Below are 24,040 nucleotides of genomic sequence, written 5' to 3'. Positions count from 1 at the left end.
TATGCCACACTTTCCGGCATGAGTATCAGCACCACCATGAAGACTTGGGCCAAGCGCATCAAACGCGATGGCGTGACGCTGTGGTTTGCCGGCAAGCATCCCCGCACGCCTTGGTATGCCAAGGCGCTGGGGTTGTTCGTGGTGGCCTATGCCCTGAGTCCCATCGACCTAATTCCAGACTTCATCCCGGTGCTGGGCTATCTGGACGATGTGATTCTGTTGCCCGTGCTGATCTGGCTGACCGTGAAGCTGTTGCCGTCCGAGGTGCTGGCGGAGTGCCGTGTGCAGGCCGATGAATGGATGCGAACAGAAGGGGCCAAGCCAAGGAGCCGATTCGGGGCCGTGATGATCTTGATGCTGTGGCTGGCGATGGGGGTGGCGTTGTGGCTCTGGCTCAAGCCGCATCTGTAGGCTGTTCATGATGGCGTACTGAATGGGCTGGGCGTGTCGGCGCAATGCGCCGCCGGGCTTTCGGGCTGCGCCCCGTGCCGACTTCGCCGTCACGGCCATTCGGCGTCAATCCCTCACGCCTTCGCGCCTGCGGCGCTGCGCGCTGCGCTTGCCTCCAGGAGAAAGCCCAGCGGGCTATCCCCGCCGCGCGATGCTTGGCGCCCCTCAATGCTGCCGAACCGGCGAAGCCGGATCGGCTTGGCCAGCGCCCCGCCGCAGTGGACGGTACGTTGGCGAACACGCTGAGACTTGCTGCGGCAGGTTGTGCGAATGCGTGCCGTCCTCAACGCTGGCGGTTCGTGCCCATCACGTCATGAAGGACGGCTCACGGACATCCCGCCCGGCATCGCCATGGAACTTCCACGCCACGCCTCAAGACCAGCGCCGCAAAGTGCGGCAGGGGCGTTCTCGCCCGTCGTTGGGGTATTGACCTGGCCCGCGTCTGGGAGCGAGCCGGTGCAGCCTTCGTGCGGGAATGCCGAGCCGGCCCTGTCTCCTTTCGGTGCGGTTCGGCCCAAAGCGTCCTTGTGTTGTTGTGAATCCTGGCGGGGGCGCGGCTGCGCCTCGGGCTTCCTGGCTGCAACCGTCCAGCGAAAACAATTTCCCCTCTGCTGCGCAGATTCCTCGCGGGACAAATTCTTTTCGCCTCCCGGCTCTCCACTGCGTTGCGACCGCAAGCGGTGCAGCCCGCCCGTCCCCCGCCGGCCGGATCACAACAAGGACGCGATGGGCGCGAACCTTGTTCCACCAAAAGGAGATCCATCATGGCCAACATCGGCACCTTCACCGCAGACAAAGACGGCTTCACCGGCACGCTTCGCACCCTGACGCTCAACGTCAAGGTCAAGCTGGTGCCCAACGACAAGGGCGACAACGAGAAGGCCCCTGACTTCCGCCTGCAGGCCGCCAGCCACGACATCGGCGCGGCGTGGAAGAAGACCAGCGAGGCCGGGCGGGAGTACATCTCCGTGACCCTCGACGATCCTTCGTTCCCGGCCACGGTCTACGCCCGCCTGATCGAAGACGAGGACGGCACGCACGACCTGATCTGGTCGCGCAGCAAGCCCCAGGCGGCCTGACGGCCGCCAGCGCCCCGCCCACGCGGCGGGGCGCTGTGTTGCGAATGCTGCGCTGTATCGGCAAGCAGAATGGCTTGGCAGTGTGCGGGATGTGTCTTGCCTGGCTACCAAGCAATGGCTTGAATTGGTAGAGGTACATGCGGGGCGGGTCGGTGCTGCGCACCACCGGGCTTTGCGGGCTCCGCCCCGTGCCGACTACGCCGTCACGGCCATTCGGCTCCAATCCCTGCCGCCTTCGCGCCTGCGGCGCTGCGCGCTTCGCTTGCCTCAAAGGGATCGGCGCCAGGCCCATCCCCGCCGCGCGGTGCTTGGCGCCCCTCGATACCGCCGAACCGGCTGGCACCGGATCGGCCTGGCACGCCCCGCCATGATGGCGGGGCTTCGGCGGCTATGCCTGGGCTACCGCCAGCAGTTCTTCGGCCTTGCTCATCAGCACTGCCGTGCTGCATTCGAGTGCGCTGGCGATCTTGAAGATGATCGCCAGCGTGGGCATGTGCTCGCCACGCTCGACCTTGCCCATGTGCGAACGCTCGATGCCCGCGAGGTGCGCCAGCGACTCCTGCGCGATGCCGCGCTCCGTCCGCAACGCGCGCACCGCCGCGCCGAAGGCTTGCGCCAGTTCGGCATCGAAGGTGGTGGCGCCCGCTGGCCGGCCGCGCTGGATGGATCGCTTCTGCATGGACAGAAGCGTCAAGTCGCAGCACAATTAAAACCACGTTATCTTTAACTCTTTCACGGCTCTGGCCTTATTCGTGCTTTTACGGAAATCCGCTTTTGCGGATTCCGACAGAACCGGAGAACCGCCTACGTGCCTTTCCAGATTTCTACAATTCTGTTTTTGCGCTTTCGTGTTTCCAAGGCTTTGGTGGAACACGCATCCGTGCTTCGGCGCGGAAGCGCAAAACCGGCAATCCATGTTGGAACAGGAGCACCACGATGAACGCTCCCCTCGTCACCGATGCGCAGCGCGCCGCGCTGCTGGAGAACGGGCGGCGGGCCGCCGCCGGTGAACCGCACGACCCGTTGCCGGTCGTGCGGCTGTTCACCCCCGACGCGCACGCCATCTGGCTGCTGGCCTCGCTCGATCCTGCCGATGACGATACGGCGACCGGCATCATGGACGTGGGCATTGGTATGCCAGAGCTGGGCCGCATCAAGCTGTCCGACCTGGCCTCCATCGTCGGCCCGAACAAACAGCCCGTGATGCGGGATTTGTATTTCCAGGCAGTGCGCCCGTTGTCGGAATACCTGCGGCTGGCCCAGGAGAACGGTTCCATCGTTGATTGAACCGTTCGCGCTCCGGCCAAGCCGGGCGCATTCAGACTATTTCGGTCTTGCTCCAGACCTTTTCGATCTGAATTCGCACTCTGCTTCAAACCCGAATATCTGTGACTGAAACAGTCACGATCTTTCGCGCGGCTTGCGGCACGGTGTTTTATGCCGCGTGACATTTTTGGGTCAGGCGGCCGTCGCATTCAGACGGATTTCGCAACTCGCCGGAGCCTATCGGTCTTGACACCAGAAGTTACAGCTTAACCGGATTTCCACCTTGATTTGAGGCTCCCGCATGTTCGCCGCCGTGGCGACGTTCCTGCTGTTCGACAGGAGCTTTCGTCATGGTCAGCCCTCACCATTTCGCGCACTGGTATCCCACGGCCGCTTACCTCTACGTCCTGGGGCTGGACACGCTCGCACTGGCCTGGGAGTACCTGCGCCGCCATCCTGATTACCGGCTCGACTGGCTGCGCCGTGCGCGTCGCTCTGATGCTGGGCATCGCTGGGGCTTGCGCCTGCTGGAAGACCCGGCGCTGGATGCGCGTGACGCGCACCCGGCCTGGCTGCCCGGCCACACTGGTGTGGTGCAGCTCTACCCTGATGCTGATCCGCCGCCCGACGCCGCCGCATTCGACTTCTGGAACATCCCCGGCCACAAACACCTGCTCCACGACGGCAAGCGACTGGCGCTGATCGCGCGCAGCCCCGGCCAGTGCCTGCGCTTCGCGCTGGCGCCCGGCCTGGAGGACGGCATGGCTGTCGCCTATGCCCATCACGGCGGTGCTGCCGCACCTGCACGCGGCCATGCGCCCGGTGCGGCGCTGGCCGATGCGCGGCCCCGGCCATCGCATTCGGCCTTGCTGGAACTGCACACCTTGCAGGCGCTCGACGCGGCCCTGACGGGCGCGTCCTTGCGCGACGTGGCCGAAGGTTTGTTCGGCGTGGATGCCGCGGCTGGTTGGTACAGCGACGGCGGCCTGCGCTCCAAGGTGCGCCGCCTGACGCGGCGCGGCGATGCGCTGATGCGCGGCGGCTATCGCCGCCTAGCACAGCTTGCTCCGCTTGAGAAGGGTCGTTTTGAAGGCCACGCAAAACGACCCTGAGCAGGAGAGCTTCGTTTTCTGAGACTGCCTCCATCCGGTTGCGCTGTGTGGCCGGAGCTTTGAAAGCTATGGAGGTTCTCACCATGCGTCCCGCTCCCTTGCGGCCTGCCGCCGCTCCCGCAACCACCTCGACCGCTACCGCGCAACCGCAGCGTTATCTCACCAACGACGAAGCTGCCGACTACCTGCGGCTGTCGCCGCGCACACTGGAAAAGCAGCGCGTGCTGGGTGGCGGCCCCAAGTTCCGCAAGTTCGGCCGCCGCGTCATGTACGCCGTGGCCGACCTCGATGCCTGGGCCGCCGAGCGCAGCTACGAAACTACGTCCGATCCCGAATACGCCGAGCAGCACTCGGCGGACAGCCGTGCGCGCTGATCGTTGGCGAGCGGGTGGCCTTCGCCATGTCCAGCCCTGCGCTGCCGTCCCGGCAGCGGCCCGTGCCAGAGCGCGAACAGCTCGACCTGTTCCGCGCCCTGCCGGGCGACATGGCACCGCGCGACAGCCAGGACTTGATGGCCTTTCCGTTCTTCTCGCTGGCGAAGTCGCGGCGCGTAGCGCCTATCGACTTCCAAGCCAGTGGGGTGACGATCCGCGTGGAGGGTACACAGGAGCACGGCATCGCCACGATCTGGGATGCGGACATCCTGATCTGGGCTGCGAGCCAGATTGTGGAAGCGCGCGACGCGGGCCTGCGCCCGTCGCGGCTGATGCAGGCCACACCCTACGAGATCCTGCGCTTCATCGGGCGCGGTACGTCGCTGCGCGATTACCAGCGTCTCAAGGCCGCGCTGGATCGGCTGCAGTCGACCACGGTGGCCACATCCATTCGGGAGACCACAGGAAGGCGGCTGCACAGCTTCTCGTGGATCAACGAGTGGAAGGAACTGGCCGATGCCAAGGGCACGCCCTTGGGGCTGGAGCTGATCCTGCCAGACTGGTTCTATGCCGGCGTGATGGATGCCGCCCTGGTGCTGACCATCGACCCAGCGTATTTCCGGCTCACGGGCGGCATCGAGCGGTGGCTGTACCGGCTGGTGCGAAAGCACGGTGGGCGACAGCCGGGGGGCTGGCAATTCGACTTCCAGCACCTGTACCGCAAATCGGGCAGCGTGGCGCGGTACTACGACTTCGCCGCCGACCTGCGGGCGCTGGTGGCTCGGCAAGCCTTGCCCGGCTATCGCCTGGGCATCGAATACCTCAGCACTGCTGCCGCGCCGCTGCTGACGTTTCGGCCCGTGCCGCCCACGGCACGGGGATAACTGCGGCAAAGCCTGTGGACGGGCTCGTGCTATCAGGCAACAGAAGTATCGTGCTATCAGGCAACGAATCCTCGTGCTATCAGGCAACAAAATCGGCCGCAAACCCAATGCTGGCGCGGGTTTCGGCCTCTCTTAACTTATCTAACTTAATTCCTAACATTAGTAGTAGCAGTGCGGCGTTTCGGTGGACAACCACCAAACGGCACGCGCGGGCCAGTGATTTTTGCCACCGGCAAGCCGGTTTTGCAGGCCGATCAAAGGCAGGTTTTCCAGCAAGGAGGGCTGCGCCATGATCGTCGCGCTGCTCAATCAGAAAGGCGGCGTGGGCAAGACCACGCTCGCCACCCACATCGCCGGCGAGCTGGCGATGCGCGGCCAGCATGTCGTGCTGCTGGACGCCGACCCCCAAAGCTCCGCGCTGGACTGGACGCAGCGCCGCAGCCAGCAAGGTTTGCCAAGGCTGTTCAGCGCCGTGGGCCTCGCACGCGAAACCCTGCACCAGGAGGCACCAGAACTCGCCAGGCGGGCCGATCACGTCGTCATCGACGGCCCGCCGCGCATCGCCGCCTTGGCACGCTCCGCGCTGCTGGCGGCCGAGCGCGTGCTGATCCCGGTGCAGCCCAGCCCCTACGACCTGTGGGCCAGCGCTGAGATGGTGGCGCTGATCCGCGAGGCGCAAGTCTTTCGGCCTACGCTGCGCGCGGCCTTCGTCATCAACCGGCGCGTCAGTACCACCGTCATCGGACGCGAAGCACGCGGCGCGCTGGCTGAGCAGCCGCTTCCTGCGCTGCGCGCGGAAGTACATCAACGCATCGTGTTCGCCGACAGCGTGGCCGCTGGCCGGCTGGCACGCGAGACGGCACCGGACAGCGCCGCCGCGCGCGAAATCACTGCGCTGGTGGACGAACTGCTGCGGTGGCCGACATGACTGCGAAGCCGCCACCGAACAGCAAACGCACGGTAAAGCGCGTCGGCATCGGCGCGCGTCCGCCCGCGAATCCGCACGCCGAGGCGTGGATTCGCCAGGGCGACGCCGATGCGCTGGGCAAGGGCGACCTCTATACGGCCCGCCTCACGCTCGACATCACGCCCGCCATGCGGGCGCGCATCAAGGTGTCGGCCTTCACGCAGGGCGTGACCGTGGCCGACCTGCTGCGCGGCCTGCTGGAGCGGGAGTTTCCAGAACACCGCAGGGAGAACACGCCATGACTGCATCCGCTTCGTCTGCCCCCGCGCCTGTTGCCTTCGCGGCCACGGCTGCGCTCGCAGCACCTTCCGGCCAGCCTGCCAGCGCGCCGCTGACGCGCGTGGCGCTGGCCTACATCGAACCGCGCTTCAAGCTCTACCTGCGCTTCGGCGAACCTGCGCGCACGCACCAGCTCGACCGCTGGCGGCGCTGCGCCGTGTTCCTGCCGGGCGCCATGTTCTGCCGCATTCGCTGGCAGGCCAACGACTACGGCACGATCCGCTGGCAGCTCATGGTGATGCAGGCTTGCACGCCGCTCGATGCGGCGCAGCGCATCCCCGGCGTTCAGCCGAGTGCACGCCTGCTGCTGCACGTCGAGGGCGACAACCAGGTGCGCGCCGTGCTGGAACGCATCGCCGCTATCGAGGCGCTGGGCATCGCGCCCGCTACCGCCTCGCCCGCGTACTGGCGCACGCTGGGCAACCGGCTCGCTGCGCGCTTGCCGTTGCCCGAATACAGCGCCGAGCGGCACGCCGCCTGGCTGGTCGGGAGGGCGCTGCCATGACCGCTGTTTCCACCGCCGGCACAACGCCGCGTTCTCGCTCGCGCCTGCGCGCTCGCCTCGTGCTGGCGGGCCTGTCCGCCTGCGGCCTCGCTGCGCTGGCCTGGGCGTCTTTCGTGCATCCACTGCCGCGCCTGACCTACAACCCGTCCGACAGCGTGGCGGTCGGTTGGTATCGCGTCGATCCACTTGACCATCGCACCAGCTCGCTGCCACGTCCGTTGTCCGTGGGCAGCATCGTGCTGGTGCCGCTGCCCGCAGAGGCCGCCGCGCTCGCTGCGCAGCGCGGCTACCTGCCGACGCGCATCCCGTTGCTCAAGCGCGTGGGCGCGGTGGCGCCGCAGGAGGTGTGTATCGCCGACGGCAGAGTCCTTATCGACGGCGTGCCTTCGGCCGCCGTGCTGTCTGCCGATCGCTGGGGCCGGCCGCTGCCATCCTGGCAGCAGTGCCACCGCCTTCGGCCTGGCGAGCTGTTCCTGCTCAGTGTCACCAATCCGGCGTCGTTCGACAGCCGGTATTTCGGGCCGGTCAGCGCAGCCGCCGTGATCGGCGTTGCGCGTCCGGTCTGGTTGGAGTCGCGCCCATGACGGCCGCCGATTCGCTGCGCATCGTCGTGCTATTGGGCGTGTCGTTCGGGCTGCTGTCGCGGTGTCGTCGTGCGTGCAGTGCGAGCGCATCCGCGCGGCACTTCGCGCTGCCTCCGGCGCAGCCGTCCCACGTGCAGGCGTCTTGCCTCGAACACGGCTGGCCTGCGGCCATCGCCGTGTTCGCCGGTGCGCTGGCTGCTGGTGCAGCCTTGCCACCGGGCCGCAGTTGCCGGGAGCGGATGCGAGAGGCAAATGCGGAAGGCAAGACAAAAGGGTGCGGCACCTGTCGGCCCGCAAAGCCAGTCTGCACATGGGGGTGGCGCGACACGCAGCGGCTTCGCCACCGTGCCGCGTGGGGCGCGAAGCCCGCGCCGATGCGGGCATGTCCGCGTGCTTCGCACGCCCGGACACGCCAGAACTTGCAAGGAGCACAGCCATGACCGACCGCCGCGACGACGATTTCCGCATCCGTCCCAGCGCCCCGAAGAACCGGGGCCAGAGCTTCGTCTCCAAGGTACTCAAGCAGGCGGGCAAGGCCAGCGGCGGTAAGTCCTCGGTGCGCCGTCCTGGTGGCAGTAGCAAGAGTGCCGGCTCCGGCCAGCGGCCCGGCTCACGCTTGGGACGCGGCCACACGGCGGCGCGCTTCGCGGGGGCGAAGCTCACGTCCATGTCGCGGCGTGTGACCATCAAGACGCTGCTGCTCAATCAGCACCGAGCCAGCCCGCAGTCGCTTGCCAAGCACCTGCGCTATATCGAGCGCGATGGTGTGGGCCGCGATGGCGAGTCGGGCCAAGCCTACGGGCCGCAGACCGATGCCGCCGACCTCGATGCGTTCAAGGAACGCTGCGCCGACGACCGGCATCACTTCCGCTTTATCCTTTCGCCCGAAGATGGCGCGGAGCTGGAAGACCTGCGCACCTATACCCGGCACCTCATGGGTCGCATGGAGGCCGACCTTGGCACGGGCCTCGATTGGGTGGCCGTCAATCACTGGAACACCGACAACCCGCACACGCACATCGTCGTGCGCGGGCGCGACGACACCGGCAAAGACCTCATCATCGCGGGCGACTACATCGCCGATGGGTTCCGCCATCGCGCCGCCGAACTGGCGACCGAATGGCTGGGGCCGCGCACCGAGCTGGAGATCCAGCAGACCTTGCGGCGCGAGGTGGATCAGGAGCGGTGGACGAGCCTGGATCGCACCTTGAAGCGCGAGGCCGGCGACGATGGCATGGTGCATGTCGAACGGCTCAACGAACCCCGACTGCAACGCCAGCGTCTGCTGCTGATCGGCAGGTTGCAGCGTTTGCAGCGCCTGGGCCTGGCCGACGAGGCCCAGCCCGGCACGTGGACCGTCCACAACGATGCGGAAAAGACCCTGCGCGCCCTGGGCGAGCGCGGCGACATCATCCGCACCATGCAGCGGGCCATGCGCGGCGAGCCACGCGAACTGGCGGTGTTCGAGCCTGGGGACGATGGCCGAACCATCCTCGGCCGCGTGGCCGCGAAGGGGCTGGCCGACGAACTGCACGACCGGGGCTATCTGGTCATCGACGGCGTGGACGGCAAGGCCCACTACGTTGCGCTCAACGCCCGCGACGAGCTGGCGAACTATCCGACCGGCGCCGTGGTGGAGGCAAGGAGATCGGCTGACGTGCGCGCGGCCGACAAGAACATCGCCGCGTTGGCGAGCGATGGCCTGTACCGCACCGACCACCACCTTGCCATCGCGCAGGGTCAGGCCGTGCCCGGCCGCGATCCGCAGGAAGTGGTCGCGTCCCACGTCCGCCGGCTGGAAGCCTTGCGCCGTGCCGGTATCGTGGAACGGGTGGCCGAGGGGCTATGGAAGGTGCCGGACGACTTGCCCGAGCAGGGCCGTCGCTACGATGCGCAGCGCCTGGGCGGCGTGGCGGTGGAGCTGAAATCGCACCTGCCCATCGAGCGGCAGGCCCGCGTGATCGGAGCCACCTGGCTCGACCAGCAGTTGATCGGCGGCGGCTCGGGCCTGGGCAACCTGGGCTTTGGCAGCGAGGTCAACCAGGCGATGCAGCAGCGCGCCGAATTCCTGGCCGAACAGGGGCTGGCAGAGCGGCGCGGGCAGCGCGTAATCCTCGCGCGCAATCTATTGGCGACACTACGCGATCGGGATGTGATTCGGGCTGCCAAGGATATTGCCACCGAAACCGGGCTGGAACACCGTCTGGCGGCCGATGGCCAGCGCGTGACCGGCATCTACCGGCGCAGCCTCATGCTCGCCAGTGGCCGCTTTGCCATGCTCGATGATGGTATGGGGTTCAGCTTGGTGCCATGGACGCCGGTCATCGAACAACGACTCGGCATGCTGATTTCTGGGCAGGTACATGGTGGCACCCTATCCTGGCAAATCCGACGGCAGCAGGGTTTATCCGTTACCTGACGCCAGCAGCGATTGAGCACCTACCGACCGGATGCGTCTACAGCCGTTCAGCGTCCGGCAAACTGCGGGACTCGCTTTGCGACGAACGCGTGAACCGCTTCCAGCGAATCTGTGGTTTTCGAGGCTCGATTCATTTCGGCCGCCTCCAGCCTCAATGAGGTCGCCAGATCACTCTCGAAGGCAGCGAGTTGCAGGCGCTTGGCGCCCGCATAACCTTGCGTTGGTCCGACCGAAAATTGCACCGCCATACGCCGCGCTTCGCCCAGCAGGCTCTCGCCAGGAACCACTTTCTCGACCAATCCCCAGGCCAAGGCCTCGTCCGAACTGACTACGCGATTGGTCAAGATCATGTCTCGTGCGCGTCGTCCACCCACTGCGCGTGGAAGTAGCCAGCTGATGCCGAAATCCCCCGCGTATCCGAGGCCGGTATGGGCCGCCACAAACTTCGTCCCACTTGCGGCAATCAGGTAGTCAGAGGCCAAGGCAAGCCCGAGACCGCCTCCGGCCTCCGGCTACCGCGCCTTGTACGGCGCAGACTACCGGGAACGGCAGGCTGGCGAATTGAGGAATCATGCTTTCGGCCACTCTCAGTTCGTCATCGACCAAGGTAGACAACGCATCGCCTGCGGCCACCATTTCTTCGATGTCGCCTCCGCAACTGAACATCCGGCCCTCGCCGCGCAGCAGCAAAGCTCGAATCGAGCCATCGCGTTCGACATCTGCAATGACACCAGCGAGCACGTTTACGACCGACGTGCTCAACGCATTCATTTTTTTTGGCGAGTTGAGTGTTATGGTCGCGACGGCACCATTCTTTTCGAGAATTACCGGATTTCCAGGCATGCTGACGTTCCCTGATTGATCAAAATTTCAGCGTCAGCGCGGCGCCATGCGAATGGCACCATCCACACGAATGGACTCGGCATTCATGTAGCCGCAAGTAACGAGAAACTCGACGGCCTGCGCGAATTCATCGGGGTCGCCTAAACGCTTGGGGAAGGGCACGCTGGCCGCCAGCGCCTGTTTGACGTTGTCCGGCAGACCCAGCAGCAACGGTGTACCGAAGATCCCCGGCATGATGGTGTTGATCCGGATCCCTTCGTCCATCATGTCGCGCGCGATTGGCAGGGTCATGCCCACGATGGCTGCCTTGCTGGCCGCATAGCTGGCCTGGCCGACCTGGCCGTCCTGCGCGGCGGCCGAAGCAGTGTTGACGATGGCGCCGCGGTCGCCATCGGCCAGCGGCGCGAGCGTCAACATGCCCGCAGCTGACTTGGCGATGCAGCGGAAGGTGCCCACCAGGTTGATCTGAATGATGCGATTGAAACGATCTGCCGCGCATGGGCGGATTTCGCCGGTTTTCTTGTCGCGGCTGACAGTCTTGACGGCATCGGCAGTGCCGGCGCAGTTGACCAGAATGCGTTCCTGCCCAATGGCCGCGCGGGCCTTGGCGAAGGCGGCGTCCACCTGCTCCTCGGACATCACGTCCACATTGCAGTAAACGCCGCCGAGTTCGCTAGCCAACGCCTGGCCGAAGGTTTCGTTCATGTCGAAGATGGCGACTTTGACGCCATGGCTGGCCAAACGCCGGGCCGTGGCGGCTCCCAGGCCGGAAGCGCCCCCGGTGATGACGGCAGAGATGTCGGAGTTCAGTTGCATGGTTTTTCCTCGATGGGTGAGAAACAGGCGTTATTGGCCGGTAAAGTTGGGTGTGCGCTTGCCTAGGAATGCCGCTTGCCCTTCCAGGTTGTCGGCCGAACGCAAAGCGACGAGGAAATTGCGCTTCTCATGCTCCAGGCCTTGCGCGAGCGGAGTCTCAAAGCTGGCCAGTGCCGCATCTTTCGCCAGCGCCACGGCCAGCGGCGAATTGGCTGCAATCCGGTTGGCCATCGCCAACGCCGTCGGCAGGGCCTGGCCATCAGCCGTCACTTCGGCGACCATGCCTGCATCGCAAGCCTTGCGGGCGTCGATGAAATCGCCGGTCAGCAACAGGGCCATGGCCTTGGACTTACCGATAGCGTGGATCAGGCGCTGCGTGCCCCCGGCACCCGGAATGGCGCCCAGCTTGACTTCCGGCACACCGAAATTGGCGGACTCGCCAGCGATCGCGATGTCGCAGGCCAGCGCTAATTCTGTGCCGCCGCCCAGCGCGAGCTTTTCCACCGCTGCGATGACGGGCTTGGGGAAGCGCTCCAGTTCCGACCAAAAGTGGCCGCCTGCTGCCGCACGATCGCCCAGCAGTGGCTCGGCGCGCAGCGCATCGAAGGCCGTGATGTCGGCCCCGGCGCAGAACACGCCCTCGGCGCCGGTGATGATGACCGCGCGCACGGTATCGTCGTCGCGCAGTTGCACAAGCTGCGCACGCAGGCCATCGAATACCGCGCGGTTCAAGCTGTTCTTCGCGCGCGGGCGGTTGATGGTCAAGGTGGCGATGGCGCCATCGCGGCTGACGAGCACTTCGCTGGCTTCGCTCATGGTGGCCCCGCTCATCCAAGCCGCTCGATGATGGTGGTGTTGGCCGTGCCCGAGGCCTCGCAAATCGTCTGCAGGCCATAGCGGCCGCCCCGGCGCTCCAGCTCGCACAGCAGGTCAGTGAGCATGCGCGCGCCGGTAGAGCCCAGCGGATGGCCGATGGCTATCGAGCCGCCGTTGACGTTGAGGCGGTCGTCCAGGATGCCGAACTCCTGCTGAAACATCAGCGGCACGCCGCCGAAGGCCTCGTTGACTTCGAACAGATCGATATCGTCGAGGGTCAGACCCGATTCCTTCAGTGCCTTGCGGGTGGCGTCGAGCACGGCGGTGAACTGGATCACCGGGTCGGCGGCTGCCACGGCGGTGCTGACGAAGCGCGCACGCGGCTTCAGGCCGTATTGCTTGGCGTAGGCACGGCTGGCGATCAGCAGCGCGGCGGCACCGTCGCTGATCTGCGATGAGTTGGCGGCCGTGGTGGCGCCGTCGGCGGCAAACACGCCTTTCAGCGTGGCCATCTTCTCGGGGTTGGGGTCCGCGCGCACGCCCTCGTCGGCGGCGACGATCGGGCTGTCCGGATCGGCCGGATCCTCGGTCAGCCGCACCAGTTGATCCCTGACGCGGCCAGCCTGCGAGGCCTCGGTGGCCCGCCGATGGCTACGCACGGCGAAGGCATCCAAGGCCTCGCGCGTGAGACCGAAGCGCTTGTTCATCAACTCCGAGGAAGCGCCCTGCGGTATCAGCGGGTTGTCCTGGTAGCGCGCCAGTTCGCTCGGGCTGTATTGCGAGCCCAGCGGCGCGCCGGGCTTGAACGACGGCGGCATGGGGGCCTGCGACATCGACTCGACCCCGGCACCGATGACCAGTTGGTAAGCGCCCGCCCGGATGCCATGCACGGCAAAGCTCACCGCCTGCTGGCCCGACCCGCATTGCCGATCGACCGTCACCGCCGGCACGGATTCGGGCAGCCCCGCCGCCAATACGGCATGACGGCCCAGGTTGCCGTGCTGCTGGTCCCACTGCAGCACGCAGCCGACGATCACATCGTCCAGATCGGCCGGGTTGATGCCGGAGTGCTCGACCAGTTGGCGCAGCGTCTCGCCCAACAAATCGACGGGATGCCATTTCTGCAAGCGCCCGCCGCGCTTGCCCACGGGGGTGCGCAGCGCACCGACGATGACGGGTTCATGGTCATTCATGTTGTTCTCCTGGTTCAAAAGGTTGGCTCACTCGGCGTAGCGGCCCGCATGCTCGGCGCGGATGCGCTTCTTGTCGAGCTTGCCGACGCTGGTCTTGGGGATGGCTTCGACGAACAGGACCTGATCCGGCCACTGCCACTTGGCGAAGGCGCTGCCCAGGTACTCCTTCAGTTGTTCCTGGGTCGCCTGCTGGTCGGGCTTGAGCACCACCAGGGCCAGCGGCCGTTCCTGCCACTTCGAATGCGGAACGCCGACCACGGCGGCGTCGCGCACGGCGGGGTGGCCCATGAGCAGGTTTTCCATGTCGATGGAAGAAATCCATTCGCCGCCGCTCTTGATCACGTCCTTGATGCGGTCGGTAACTTTGAGGTAACCGTTCTCGTCCACCGTTCCGACATCGCCCGAGCGCCACCAGCCGCCTTCCAGGAAACGGTCTGCGGAATCAGGCATGTCGTGGTATCTGGCCGTGATCCAGGGGCCGCGCACGCAAATCTCGCCCGCTGACTTTCCGTCGTGCGGCAAGTCCTTGTCGTCGGCATCGAGGATGCGAATATCCACCCCGGTCAGCACCAGACCCTGCTTGCGCTTGAGGTTCCACTTCTCTTCCTCGGTCAAGCGCTTCTTGAGCGTGGACTTGAGGCGGTTCATCGTCACCAGCGTCGTGGCTTCGGTGGCGCCGTAGGCGTGCACCACCTCAGCACCCGTGAGGTCGTAGAAACCGATCATCATCGACAGCGGCGGCTCGGAGGCGCCAGACAGCATGCGCATGCGGCTGAAGTCCGGCTTGACCTGCATCGTCTCGATGTACTGCAGCATGGGCTGGAAGATGGCCGGTGCGCCGTTGGTGATGGTCACACCCTCAGCGATCATGGCGTCAACCAGCGGCTTGGTGTCTTCGGCAGCGTAGCGGCCCGGCAGCACGATCTTGTCGGCCAGCAGCGTGGCGGCCTGTGGCAGGCCCCAGCACTGCCCGTGGAACATGGGCGTGATGAGCATGACGCAGTCGTCCAGCGTCATGCCCAGATTGGTGGCCATGGCCGTGGAGTGCAGATAGATGCCGCGGTGCGAGTAGTACACGCCCTTGGGCTTGCCTGTGGTGCCGGTGGTATAGCAGGCGCTGTAGGCCGAGGTTTCGTCGATCTCGGGCCAGTCGATCTTCGTGTCGGCGGCGGCCAGCAGGTCTTCGTAGTGCAGCAGCGGTTTCAGCGTGGTCTTGATCTGGTCCAGCGGCTTGTCGGTCATGACAATCCAGCCCTTGATCTGGGGCGAATTCGCTGCGACGGATTCGGCAAGGGGTAGCAATGACTCGTCTACGCAAACGTAGGACACCTTGCTGTGGTCGACCACGTAGCCCAGGTCCTCTGGGCCCAGGCGCAGATTCATCTGCAACATGACAGCACCCAGGCCGGGAATAGACCAGTACAGCTCGAAGTGACGTCGGCTGTTCCAGTCCAGGATGCCGACCCGGTCGCCGGGCTCGACACCGAGCGCGCGCAGTGCATTGGCGCTGCGGCAGATGCGCGCGTAGCAGTCCGCGTAGGTGTAGCGATCCCAGCCGCCATCGGGTGTGCGGTAGACGATCTCCTGGTCCCCATGGGTGCGCGCGGCGTGCCGGATCAGCGTCGTGGTGTTGAGCTGGCGGTCGTTGCCCGTGGTGGACGGGCAGCCGCGGACGATGTGGGTGGTAGCAGTCATTTCTTTGTCTCCTGGGTGGTGGTTGCGTTGAGTGCCTGGAACCGTGGGGCCGAGGCCGCTTCGATGGCGCCGAAAGAGGTGGTCTGGTAGATGCCCCGTGCCGCGTTGTGCGGATGCCGCACTGCCTCGGCCAGGCTGAGCACGGGTGCAAAGCAGGCGTCGCTGCCTTCAAGCAGCGCGCACCAGTGCGCCTGGGGCTGGGTGCGGATGAGGGCCGCGATGCGCTCCTTCAACGCTGGCCACGCCGCCGTGTCGTACTGGTCTGCAGGGTTCACGTCCGCCAGGCCCAACTTGGACAACAGCAATGCGTAGAACGGCGGCTCGATCGCGCCGAGGCTGATGAAGCCGCCGTCGGCGCAGACGTACACGTCATAGAACGGCGAATCGTGGAACGGGCTCGGCTGTGCGCCGTCGATCTGCCCGTTGGCGCGAATCCAGTGCACCAGCGTGCCCAGCATGGCCACGATGTCCACGATGGCTGCGTCCACAACCCGGCCACGGCCGGTGGCCCGTGCATCGACCAGCGCGCAGGCGATGCCAAAAGCCATGCCTAGCGCCCCGGCACCGTCCCCGAGTACCGAGGGCGGCACGATGGGCGCCTGCCCCCTGTGCGCCGACAGCGACAGCAGGCCCGTCAGCGCGACGTAGTTCAGGTCGTGGCCCGCGGCCTGGGCAAGTGGCCCGTCCTGGCCCCAGCCCGTCATCCGGCCATAGACCAGCCGGGGATTGAGCGCCGCGCAATCTGCGGGGCCGAAGCCCAGCCGCTCCATCACCCTTGGGCGAAAGCCTTCGATCAGAGCGTCGGCCTGGGCAATCAGTTCCAGTGCGCGCGCCTTGCCACCGGGCGACTTCAGGTCGATGACCTCGACCTTCTTGCCGCGGTGCAGCGGGTTCTCCACCGCCCCGCCCAGCCGCTGCGCCCCAGCAGCCTGCTCGGCCCGTGCCAGCGCGATCACCTCGGCGCCCATGTCGACCAGCATCCTGGCGGCCAGAGGGCCTGGACCGATGCCCTCAAACTCCACCACACGGACGCCGTGCAGAGGCAACTGCAGCGTGTGCGGCATGTTCACAGCTTCCTCGAAACCAGGTCTTTCAGGACCTCGTTGGCGCCGCCGTAGATCTTCTGCACTCGCGAAGCGGCATACATCCGCGCGATCGGATACTCGGCCATGTAGCCGTAGCCGCCGAACAATTGGAGACACTCGTCCACCACGCGGCACTGCTGTTCGGTGCACCACCACTTGGCCATGTAGGCGGCCTCGTTGTCGAGTGTGCCGTCCAGCAGTCTCTGTGTACAGTCGTTGACGAAGCTGCGCACCACATGCGCGATGGTCGCCATCTCGGCCAGCTTTTGGCGCGTTGTCTGCATGTCGAACAGAGGCGCACCGAATATCTTGCGCTGCTTCGTGTATTCGATGGTGAGCTCCAACGCCCGGTCGATGACGGCCGCCGCCGGCACTGCAATGACCATGCGCTCGTAGGGCAGCGCGCCCATCAGTTGCCCAAAGCCTTGTCCTTCAACGCTCCCCAGCAGTTGGTCGGCTGGAACGCGCACGCTGTCGAAGAAGAGCTCCGCCGTGTCCGAGGCCTGCATGCCGATCTTTTCAAGCAGGCGGCCCACACGAAAGCCTGGCAGGTTCTCGGTCTCCAGTACGAACAGCGACACCCCTTTGCTGCCCGCGCCACTGGTGCGCGCCGCGACGATCAGCAGGTTTCCGGTGAAGCCGTTGGTGATGAAGGTCTTGGCGCCGTCGATCACGTAGTAGTCGCCGTCGCGCCGGGCCCGGGTGGAGATGGCCTTCAGATCCGAGCCGCAGCCCGGCTCGGTCATCGCGATTGCGGCCAGCATCTCGCCGTTCGTCACCTTGGGCAGCCAGCGCTGCTTTTGCGCTTCGGTGCCAAAGTCCAGGATGTAATGCGAAGCGATGGTGTGCACCGCGATATTGACCGGCATCTCGGCCTTGGCCAGTTCGTCCTGCACCACCAGCTGGTAGGCGAGGCTGGCGCCGGCACCACCATAGGTCTCGGGCATCTCGGGCAGCAGAAAGCTCATCCCGCCGAACAGACGCCAGACCTCGCGCGGGATGTAGCCCTGGCGGCGCCATTCGTCGAGCCGGGGAGTGAATTCGGCGGCAACGTAGCGACGCACCTGCTCGCGAAAAGCGTCGATCTCGTGGTCCATCCAGGCGTGGCGATACAGCTGTGGCAGCATGGGCATGTCTCCTTGTATGTTGGCTTCTGACCCCGCACCGGGCGTTCCGCACAGCGCCACTGCCGAAGTGTTTTTGGGGATGCGACAATCGTAATAATTGGCCCCTGCAAGGGCGATAGCGGATTGCCTCAATCAACTGACAAATAACTTCTTTTGGCCCGCGCGACCGGCGTTGGCTCCTTCGATCACACGCAATGCTGCAACCCGTCTTCACCGCTCCTATCTTTGCCGTGCATGGCCTGCTGGACGGCGCGCGCGGCAAGGGGCTGGCCACGCAAGAATGGCTGAAGGGCGTGCTGGGGCGCGCCGGCATCAGCGAATCGCTGCTGGAGCTCGAGGATTCGCGCGTAACCGTGGAGCAGTTCAACGCGCTATTTATCGCTGTCAAGGACAGCCTGAACGACGAGTGCCTGGGCTACCTACATGAGCGACCCATGCGCCCGGGCAGCTTCGCGCTAATGGTGCGCAGCGCGTTCACTGCCCATTCGTTGTCATGCGCCCTGCGTCGCCTGAGCGAATCCTTCGCCCTGCTGCAGGACGACGTGACGCTGGTGCCCGTGACCGAGGGCGCGCTGGGGGGCTTCGCGCTGGAGATGCGCGGCGGCCCGGGCGCACATGCCGAATTCCTTCATGCACATCTGCTGCGCGTGTTCTGGCGCTTGTTGCTGTGGCTGCACGGCGGCCGGCTGGTGCCGCAGCGATTCGACTTCAATTTTGCGCTGCCGCTCCATGCGATGAGCTACGGGCGCATCTTTTCCGGTTCGCTGTGCTTCGGGCAGCCGCGCACGGCCGCCTGGTTCGACGCCGACGCCTTCAAACTGCCGGTGCGGCGCGATCGGGACGCGCTGCAGTCCTTTCTGCGCGCCACGCCGGGCAACGTGGTGGGGCCGCACCTGAACGAGCGCAGCGCCAGCGCGCGGGTCCGCATGGTGCTGCAGCTGGCCAACCCCGAATGGCCCGACCTGCCCGTCACCGCGCAGCGCCTGCATATGTCGGTGAGTGCGTTGCAGCGGCACCTGGCCACCGAGGGCACTTCCTTCCAGGCACTGAAGGACCAACTGCGGCGCGACATGGCGATCGTGCGCCTAACCAGCAGCGAAGCCTCGCTCATCGCCATCGCCGCCGACCTGGGCTTCACCGACAGCACCGCCTTCCAGCGCGCATTCAAGGTCTGGACCGGCAGCGCGCCGGGAGCCTACCGCGCCCGCTCGCGTAGCCCGCAGCACCCTACATAGAGGCATTCGACCAATTCCGGCACGGCCACGAGGCTGTAGCCGACCACCGAGAAGATCGGCGCCTTCATAGCTGCCGGGTCTTGGCCCACATCGAGCGAGGCTCTCGTGCGCTCAAGAGACTGTTTGCAGCCCTGGCAGTTGCACCGACGGCAGCGCAGCGACAGGCTGCGCCAGGAAGCAGACGCTTTCCGTCAGCCTATCGAGGTCATTCGTCATTGCCACCGTTGAGGCTGACTTCTAAGCTTCCTAAGCTAAAACTGAGCTCGCACTGCATAGGAGTGATGGCTCTGCGCCATTAGGAGCAGCACTGCCAGAATGTAAATCAAGCATCATGACCGACGCAGCCCCGGCACTCTCGTATCCGTTCTCGGATCTCCCACTCCCTGGCCAAGCCACGGAAATCAAGCCTGGTGTGCTGTGGCTGCGCATGCCGCTGCCGTTTTCCCTGGATCACATCAACCTCTGGGCATTGAGCGACGGTCCTGGTTGGGCGGTCGTGGACACGGGCATTCGCAGCGTGGACGTCAGGAACGCGTGGCTCGCCTTGCTCGCTCCGCAGGGGCCGCTAGCCGGCCGACCCATCTCCCGTGTGATAGCGACGCACATGCACCCGGATCATGTGGGCATGGCGGGATGGTTGACACGTCGCTTCGAATGCGCGCTTTGGATGACACGAGACGAGTATTTGAGCTGTCGGGTGATGCTTGCCGATACGGGGCGGGAAGCGCCAGTCGATGGCGTTCGCTTCTATCGGAGGGCCGGATGGAGCGACACCGAGGTGGATGAGTACCGCACCCGGTTCGGTGACTTCGGTAAAATGATCCATCCATTGCCTGACAGCTTTGTGCGGCTCACGGATGGCCAGATGTTGCGGATCGGGGACCAGGAATGGGAAGTCATCGTCGGCACAGGACATTCCCCCGAGCACGCGTGCTTCTACTCGCGCGAACTGGATTTGCTGATATCGGGGGATCAGGTTCTTCCCAGGATCAGTTCCAATACCTCCGTGTACGCCACCGAGCCGCATGCGAATCCTCTGCAGGGTTGGCTCGATTCCATCGACCGGTTGATGCAACGCGTACCTGGGAGCGCCCTGATTCTGCCTGCCCACAACGAACCTTTCCATGGCCTGCACCTACGGTTGGAGCAACTGCGTGCGAGCACCGTCAGAGGCACCGACCGCGTCAGGCAACAACTTGCGCAGCCTCTGAGGGTCATCGACCTGGTTCGCGCCCTGTACCGTTCGTCCATTGTTGCGGAGCAAATGCACCTCAACCTCGCGACCGGAGAGACGCTCGCCCACCTAAACTATCTCGACCAGCGTGGGGAAATCGTGTCTGCAGAAGACGAAGACGGCGCAATGCGCTATCGGCTCGCCTGATGCACTAATTTGCCCTCAAGGATATAGAAGTAACCCAATCAAGCCTGTCATTGACTGGGTTCTTTGCTGATGTGTTTCGAGAGCAATGAGTCCTTGCACCAGCGCGTCGTGTACGGCCTCCAGTTCTTTGAACACCGTGTTGGCAAACCAATCCTGGCACGGCACCTTCCACAGATGCTCGACCGGGTTCAGCTCAAGGCTGGCAGAAACTCTAGGCGCATATTCTGTGGCACATCCAAGTGACCCGCGATGTGCCAACCCGCCTGATCCATGACCATCATGATGAACTCGACGGCATGGCGTCGCGCCATCTCGGCCAGGAACACCTGCATCGTCTCAGCGTTGGCCCAGGGCAGCACCAGAGAGTCAATCACGCCATCGTGCGTGCTGACGGCGGCGAAGGCGTACAGGGTCTGGCGTTGAGGCGTGCGCCGACGATGGGGCGTGAGCCCCTGGGCACCCAACACTGCCGGGGTGTTCCCAGCAGGCAGAAGCGCCCTTCGTGCTGGAATATCAGCCGCACGCGGCGACCATATTCAGCTTGACGCCTGACCTCTTGGCGCACTTGAACAGTGCTCTCAGAAAGGGGCCGTTTGTCATTCGATCGGGGCGCTTCGTCATCGCGGCTCGCAGCACCGGCACCTAGGATTCCTTGTGTGCGCTGGACGACATGTAGCGGAGCGGCGATGACCGCCGCCCCACGATCCAGAGCCTAACTCAAAGGAGACAAACACGTGTGCCAAATCGACATGCAGAAGCTCGCCGACGACGCTCGCTTCAACCGCTTTCATGCCAAGGTGCTTCTGTGGTGCCTGTTGATTCTCATCATCGACGGCTATGACATCGCCGTGGTGGGCATCGCCCTGCCGTCCATCATGCAGCAGATGGGCGTGAACGCATCGACTGCCGGTTTCATGGCCAGTTCGGCCCTGTTCGGCATGATGTTCGGCGCCATGGTTCTGGGCACGCTGTCCGACCGGATTGGTCGGCGCTGGGCCCTCTCCATTGGCGTCATGCTGTTCAGCGTGTTCACCGCGGCCGCCGGATTCACCAAGGATCCCATCAGCTTCAGCGTGGTGCGCTTCATCGCGGGCCTGGGGATTGGCGGTGTGCTGCCGGTCATCGTGGCACAGATGGTCGAGTACTCGCCCAAGAAGATCCGCAGCCTGATGACGGCGCTGATGACTTCGGGCTACGCACTGGGCGGCATCCTGGCCGCGGTGCTCGGCAAGCAGCTGATCGGCGAGTACGGCTGGCAGGTCGTTTTCATCGCAGCGGGTGTGCCGGTCCTGCTGATTCCGTTCATCTTGAAGCTGGTGCCGGAATCAATGACCTACCTGATCTCGCGCAGCCGCAACGGCGAACTGGCCGAAGTGGCCCGTAATCTCCAGCCGGGAGTCAAGCACCCGGCGGACGCCCAGTTCGTCGTGCCCACCGCCGACCGCGTGGCGGGTGCGCCGGTCTCCCGGCTGTTCCAGGACGGGCGAGGCCCGAGCACGGTGCTGTTCTGGATCGCCTTCTTCTCGGGCCTGTTCATGGTCTATGCGCTCAGCAGCTGGCTGACCAAGCTGATGGCTATGGCTGGCTACAGCCTGGGGTCTGCCCTCAGCTTCGTGATCGCGCTGAACGTTGGCGCCATCATCGGTGCCGTGGGAGGCGGGTGGCTCGCCGACAAGTTCAACATCAAGTGGGTGCTGGTGGGGATGTATGCGCTGGGCGGCGTGCTGCTGTACCTGATGACGTTCCAGACCTCGACCGAGCTGCGTTATCTGATCATCGGCGCGGTCGGCGCCTGCACCACCGGCGCGCAATTGGTGGCCTATGCCTACTGCGGGCAGTTTTACCCGATGTCCATCCGCTCGACCGGCATCGGCATGGCCTCCGGCGTGGGGCGCCTGGGCGCGATCGCGGCGCCGCTGCTAATCGGCCAGATCGTTGCGCTTGAGCTGCCGCTGGAGCAGAACTTCCTGGTGATCGGGGCTTTCGGAATCATCGGCTCGATCGCCCTGGCGTTCATCAGGCATGGCGGCCCGGCGTCGGTGGGCCCGCAAGAGGCTGCACGCGAGTTGCGCCCGTCGCAACAGACGCCGCAAAACGCCTGATCGTAGCCATCAAGGAAATTCGCTGTGTCTGTCTACATAGCCCCCCTGCGCGAAATGCTGTTCGCCATGAAAGAGGTCGGCGGCCTGGACGCGATCTGCGCCCAGCCCGACCATGAAGAAACCACGCCCGACCTGGTCGAGGCCATCCTGCAGGAGGCGGCTAATTACGCCGCTGGCGTGCTGGATCCGCTCAACCGCCCCGGCGACGTGCAGGGCGCGCGCTGGCACGATGGTCGGGTCACGCCCGCCGACGGCTTTCGCGAAGCCTGGGCCAGCTTCTGCGAGAACGGCTGGAACGGCATGCCCGCTGCCACCGAATGGGGCGGCCAGGGCCTGCCCACGCTGGTCTCCACCGCCGTGCTGGAGATGTGGAAGTCGTCCAACCTCGCGTTCAGCCTGTGCCAGATGCTCACGCTGGGCGCGGTGGAGGCCATTGCGCACCATGGCAGCGACGCACTCCAGCGCCGCTTCCTGGCACCCATGGTCGAGGGCCGCTGGACGGGCACCATGAACCTCACCGAGCCCCAGGCCGGCTCTGACCTGGCCGCGCTGCGCAGCCGTGCCGTACACGAGGGCGACCACTACCACGTCAGCGGCAACAAGATCTTCATCACCTGGGGCGAGCACGACATGGCCGAGAACATCGTGCACCTGGTGCTGGCGCGCCTACCCGATGCGCCACCGGGGGTGAAAGGCATCTCGCTGTTCCTGTGCCCGAAGTACCTGGTCAACGACGATGGCACCCTGGGCGAACGCAACGACTTGGCCTGCACGTCGATTGAGCACAAGATGGGCATCCACGGCAGCCCCACGGCGTCGATGAGTTTTGGCGACAGCGGCGGCGCTATCGGCTACCTGGTCGGCGAGCCGCACCAGGGGCTGGCCTGCATGTTCACCATGATGAACCACGCGCGGCTGAACGTTGGCCTGGAAGGCGTGGGCATTTCCGAGCGCGCCTACCAGCGCGCACGCGCCTATGCGCTGGAGCGGGTGCAGGGCAAGCCGCTGATCAGCGGCAGCACCGCCATCGCAGGCCACCCGGACGTGCGGCGCATGCTGATGGACATGAAGGCCCGCACCGAGGCCATGCGCGCGCTGGCCTACTTCTGCGCCGGTCAGATGGACCGCGCCGCGGGCCACGCCGATGCGCAGGAGCGCGCGCAGGCGCAGGCCCTGGTCGGCCTGCTGATACCGGTGGTCAAAGGCTGGTGTACCGACAGCGCGCAGGGCATCACGTCCGACGGCGTGCAGGTGCATGGCGGCATGGGCTACGTCGAGGAAACCGGCGCCTCCCAGCACATGCGCGACGCGCGCATCACGACCATCTACGAAGGCACCACGGGCATCCAGGCCAACGACCTGATCGGCCGCAAGCTGGCACGCGAGGGCGGGCGCACGCTGAAGGCGCTGCTGGGCCGCATCGACGGCGATGCGCGCCGGTTGGTCGAATCGCCCGATGCAGTGCTGGCGCAGATCGGCCGCGCGTTGGCAGCCGCTGCCCAGGCGCTGGACGAAGCGGTCGACTGGCTGCTGGCCCACGACGGTCAACCCGCGCAGTGCGCGGCGGGCGCCGTGCCCTTCCTGCGGCTGGCGGGCACCGTGATCGGCGGCTGGCTGTCGGCGCGCATGGCCGAAGCCGCTACCGCGCAACTCGCGGCGGGCGCGGGCGATGCGGGCTTTCTCGGTACCAAGCGCGCCACAGCCAGCCATTACGCGGCGCATGTCCTGGTGCAGGCGCCGATGCTGCGCGACATCGTCACGGGCGGCGCCGCCAGCACGCTGGCCCTGGCGGACGATCAACTCTGAATGATCCTGAAAGGAAACCCTC

General features: G+C 65.5%; 26 protein-coding genes. 15 read left to right on the top strand and 11 right to left on the bottom strand.

The features are described 5' to 3' along the window. The first annotated feature begins 18 nt into the window (after window positions 1-18). Together AB4Z37_RS30790 and AB4Z37_RS30785 are read left to right on the top strand one after the other, a co-directional pair. The gene (locus tag AB4Z37_RS30790) at window positions 19-411 is read left to right on the top strand and encodes a YkvA family protein (protein ID WP_059400218.1); all 393 of its coding nucleotides are present in this window, start codon (window positions 19-21) and stop codon (window positions 409-411) included. Window positions 412-1,214: 803 nt separating this feature from the next. Continuing rightward, on the top strand, window positions 1,215-1,529 hold the full coding sequence (locus tag AB4Z37_RS30785; RefSeq protein WP_009523266.1) for a DUF736 domain-containing protein: 315 nt from the start codon (window positions 1,215-1,217) through the stop codon (window positions 1,527-1,529). Between the two features lie 388 nt (window positions 1,530-1,917). Here the strand turns inward: AB4Z37_RS30785 and AB4Z37_RS30780 are convergent, their stop codons facing one another. Beyond that, complete coding sequence (locus AB4Z37_RS30780) at window positions 1,918-2,208, bottom strand: helix-turn-helix domain-containing protein (protein WP_009523267.1); 291 nt, start codon at window positions 2,206-2,208, stop codon at window positions 1,918-1,920. A gap of 257 nt (window positions 2,209-2,465) precedes the next feature. Here AB4Z37_RS30780 and AB4Z37_RS30775 point away from each other — a divergent pair, with 257 nt between their 5' ends. The 4 genes from AB4Z37_RS30775 to AB4Z37_RS30760 all read left to right on the top strand — a co-directional run bounded on the left by AB4Z37_RS30775 (window position 2,466) and on the right by AB4Z37_RS30760 (window position 5,165). Continuing rightward, the gene (locus tag AB4Z37_RS30775) at window positions 2,466-2,816 is read left to right on the top strand and encodes a DUF2958 domain-containing protein (RefSeq protein ID WP_009523268.1); all 351 of its coding nucleotides are present in this window, start codon (window positions 2,466-2,468) and stop codon (window positions 2,814-2,816) included. Window positions 2,817-3,145: 329 nt separating this feature from the next. After that, window positions 3,146-3,907 carry a DUF2285 domain-containing protein gene (locus tag AB4Z37_RS30770; protein WP_009523269.1) on the top strand — a complete coding sequence of 254 codons (762 nt, stop codon included), beginning with the start codon at window positions 3,146-3,148 and terminating at the stop codon, window positions 3,905-3,907. 83 nt (window positions 3,908-3,990) lie between these two features. Continuing rightward, the gene (locus AB4Z37_RS30765) at window positions 3,991-4,281 is read left to right on the top strand and encodes a helix-turn-helix transcriptional regulator (RefSeq protein WP_103245942.1); all 291 of its coding nucleotides are present in this window, start codon (window positions 3,991-3,993) and stop codon (window positions 4,279-4,281) included. A 26-nt stretch (window positions 4,282-4,307) separates the two neighbouring features. After that, the gene (locus AB4Z37_RS30760; protein WP_441520490.1) at window positions 4,308-5,165 is read left to right on the top strand and encodes a replication initiator protein A; all 858 of its coding nucleotides are present in this window, start codon (window positions 4,308-4,310) and stop codon (window positions 5,163-5,165) included. A 159-nt stretch (window positions 5,166-5,324) separates the two neighbouring features. On the opposite strand, the gene AB4Z37_RS30755 is transcribed toward AB4Z37_RS30760, so the two are convergent. After that, window positions 5,325-5,456: a hypothetical protein gene (locus AB4Z37_RS30755; protein ID WP_255581933.1), complete on the bottom strand. Its 132-nt coding sequence runs from the start codon at window positions 5,454-5,456 to the stop codon at window positions 5,325-5,327. On the opposite strand from AB4Z37_RS30755, the gene parA reads away from it, so the two are divergent. The 5 genes from parA to AB4Z37_RS30730 all read left to right on the top strand — a co-directional run bounded on the left by parA (window position 5,455) and on the right by AB4Z37_RS30730 (window position 9,919). Further along, the gene (gene parA / locus AB4Z37_RS30750; RefSeq protein ID WP_059400215.1) at window positions 5,455-6,093 is read left to right on the top strand and encodes a ParA family partition ATPase; all 639 of its coding nucleotides are present in this window, start codon (window positions 5,455-5,457) and stop codon (window positions 6,091-6,093) included. The two genes, AB4Z37_RS30755 and parA, sit on opposite strands and share 2 nt — an antisense overlap. Beyond that, window positions 6,090-6,374, top strand: coding sequence for a hypothetical protein (locus AB4Z37_RS30745; RefSeq protein ID WP_009523273.1), 285 nt, complete (start codon window positions 6,090-6,092; stop codon window positions 6,372-6,374). Before parA ends, AB4Z37_RS30745 begins: the two co-directional genes overlap by 4 nt. Next, complete coding sequence (locus AB4Z37_RS30740) at window positions 6,371-6,916, top strand: DUF2840 domain-containing protein (protein WP_027477922.1); 546 nt, start codon at window positions 6,371-6,373, stop codon at window positions 6,914-6,916. The genes AB4Z37_RS30745 and AB4Z37_RS30740 overlap by 4 nt, the downstream gene beginning before the upstream one ends. Continuing rightward, a complete protein-coding gene (locus tag AB4Z37_RS30735) occupies window positions 6,913-7,500 on the top strand; it encodes a S26 family signal peptidase (protein WP_441520489.1) in 588 nt (195 codons plus the stop codon). The genes AB4Z37_RS30740 and AB4Z37_RS30735 overlap by 4 nt, the downstream gene beginning before the upstream one ends. A 436-nt stretch (window positions 7,501-7,936) precedes the next feature. Next, complete coding sequence (locus AB4Z37_RS30730) at window positions 7,937-9,919, top strand: relaxase/mobilization nuclease domain-containing protein (RefSeq protein ID WP_012436214.1); 1,983 nt, start codon at window positions 7,937-7,939, stop codon at window positions 9,917-9,919. A gap of 47 nt (window positions 9,920-9,966) precedes the next feature. On the opposite strand, the gene AB4Z37_RS30725 is transcribed toward AB4Z37_RS30730, so the two are convergent. The 8 genes from AB4Z37_RS30725 to AB4Z37_RS30690 are packed head-to-tail and all read right to left on the bottom strand — an operon-like array spanning window position 9,967 to window position 17,494. Further along, window positions 9,967-10,401: an enoyl-CoA hydratase/isomerase family protein gene (locus AB4Z37_RS30725; protein WP_230965135.1), complete on the bottom strand. Its 435-nt coding sequence runs from the start codon at window positions 10,399-10,401 to the stop codon at window positions 9,967-9,969. Then, window positions 10,391-10,762 (bottom strand): enoyl-CoA hydratase/isomerase family protein, encoded by a 372-nt coding sequence (locus AB4Z37_RS30720; protein ID WP_230965136.1) that lies wholly within the window; start codon window positions 10,760-10,762, stop codon window positions 10,391-10,393. The genes AB4Z37_RS30725 and AB4Z37_RS30720 overlap by 11 nt, the downstream gene beginning before the upstream one ends. A 33-nt stretch (window positions 10,763-10,795) precedes the next feature. After that, window positions 10,796-11,578, bottom strand: a complete 783-nt coding sequence (locus AB4Z37_RS30715) for an SDR family NAD(P)-dependent oxidoreductase (protein WP_035479509.1) — start codon at window positions 11,576-11,578, stop codon at window positions 10,796-10,798. A 30-nt stretch (window positions 11,579-11,608) separates the two neighbouring features. After that, window positions 11,609-12,409: an enoyl-CoA hydratase/isomerase family protein gene (locus AB4Z37_RS30710; protein WP_034386985.1), complete on the bottom strand. Its 801-nt coding sequence runs from the start codon at window positions 12,407-12,409 to the stop codon at window positions 11,609-11,611. After that, window positions 12,406-13,587, bottom strand: coding sequence for a thiolase family protein (locus AB4Z37_RS30705; protein WP_035479512.1), 1,182 nt, complete (start codon window positions 13,585-13,587; stop codon window positions 12,406-12,408). The genes AB4Z37_RS30710 and AB4Z37_RS30705 overlap by 4 nt, the downstream gene beginning before the upstream one ends. Before the next feature lie 27 nt (window positions 13,588-13,614). Continuing rightward, window positions 13,615-15,282, bottom strand: a complete 1,668-nt coding sequence (locus tag AB4Z37_RS30700) for a long-chain fatty acid--CoA ligase (RefSeq protein ID WP_035479516.1) — start codon at window positions 15,280-15,282, stop codon at window positions 13,615-13,617. After that, entirely contained in the window at window positions 15,279-16,346 is a 1,068-nt protein-coding gene (locus AB4Z37_RS30695; RefSeq protein ID WP_027015142.1) for a CaiB/BaiF CoA transferase family protein, read from the bottom strand. The genes AB4Z37_RS30700 and AB4Z37_RS30695 overlap by 4 nt, the downstream gene beginning before the upstream one ends. Window positions 16,347-16,348: 2 nt before the next feature. Next, window positions 16,349-17,494 carry an acyl-CoA dehydrogenase family protein gene (locus AB4Z37_RS30690; RefSeq protein WP_035479518.1) on the bottom strand — a complete coding sequence of 382 codons (1,146 nt, stop codon included), beginning with the start codon at window positions 17,492-17,494 and terminating at the stop codon, window positions 16,349-16,351. 194 nt (window positions 17,495-17,688) lie between these two features. Between AB4Z37_RS30690 and AB4Z37_RS30685 the strand changes: the two genes are divergently transcribed. Both AB4Z37_RS30685 and AB4Z37_RS30680 read left to right on the top strand, forming a co-directional pair. Further along, entirely contained in the window at window positions 17,689-18,729 is a 1,041-nt protein-coding gene (locus AB4Z37_RS30685; RefSeq protein WP_027015141.1) for an AraC family transcriptional regulator, read from the top strand. A 331-nt stretch (window positions 18,730-19,060) separates the two neighbouring features. Next, window positions 19,061-20,110, top strand: coding sequence for an MBL fold metallo-hydrolase (locus AB4Z37_RS30680; protein WP_012436223.1), 1,050 nt, complete (start codon window positions 19,061-19,063; stop codon window positions 20,108-20,110). Window positions 20,111-20,298: 188 nt separating this feature from the next. Here the strand turns inward: AB4Z37_RS30680 and AB4Z37_RS30675 are convergent, their stop codons facing one another. Continuing rightward, the gene (locus AB4Z37_RS30675) at window positions 20,299-20,577 is read right to left on the bottom strand and encodes a transposase (RefSeq protein WP_012436224.1); all 279 of its coding nucleotides are present in this window, start codon (window positions 20,575-20,577) and stop codon (window positions 20,299-20,301) included. A gap of 282 nt (window positions 20,578-20,859) precedes the next feature. On the opposite strand from AB4Z37_RS30675, the gene AB4Z37_RS30670 reads away from it, so the two are divergent. Together AB4Z37_RS30670 and AB4Z37_RS30665 are read left to right on the top strand one after the other, a co-directional pair. After that, entirely contained in the window at window positions 20,860-22,212 is a 1,353-nt protein-coding gene (locus AB4Z37_RS30670; protein ID WP_221306544.1) for an MFS transporter, read from the top strand. A 24-nt stretch (window positions 22,213-22,236) separates the two neighbouring features. After that, entirely contained in the window at window positions 22,237-24,018 is a 1,782-nt protein-coding gene (locus AB4Z37_RS30665) for an acyl-CoA dehydrogenase (protein WP_012436226.1), read from the top strand. Window positions 24,019-24,040 lie beyond the last annotated feature (22 nt).

The organism is Bradyrhizobium sp. 2TAF24, from assembly GCF_052115025.1.
Lineage (GTDB): Bacteria > Pseudomonadota > Alphaproteobacteria > Rhizobiales > Xanthobacteraceae > Bradyrhizobium_A.
Note: the sequence above shows the minus strand (reverse complement) of the source record. Positions and strands in the feature narration are given on the sequence as shown.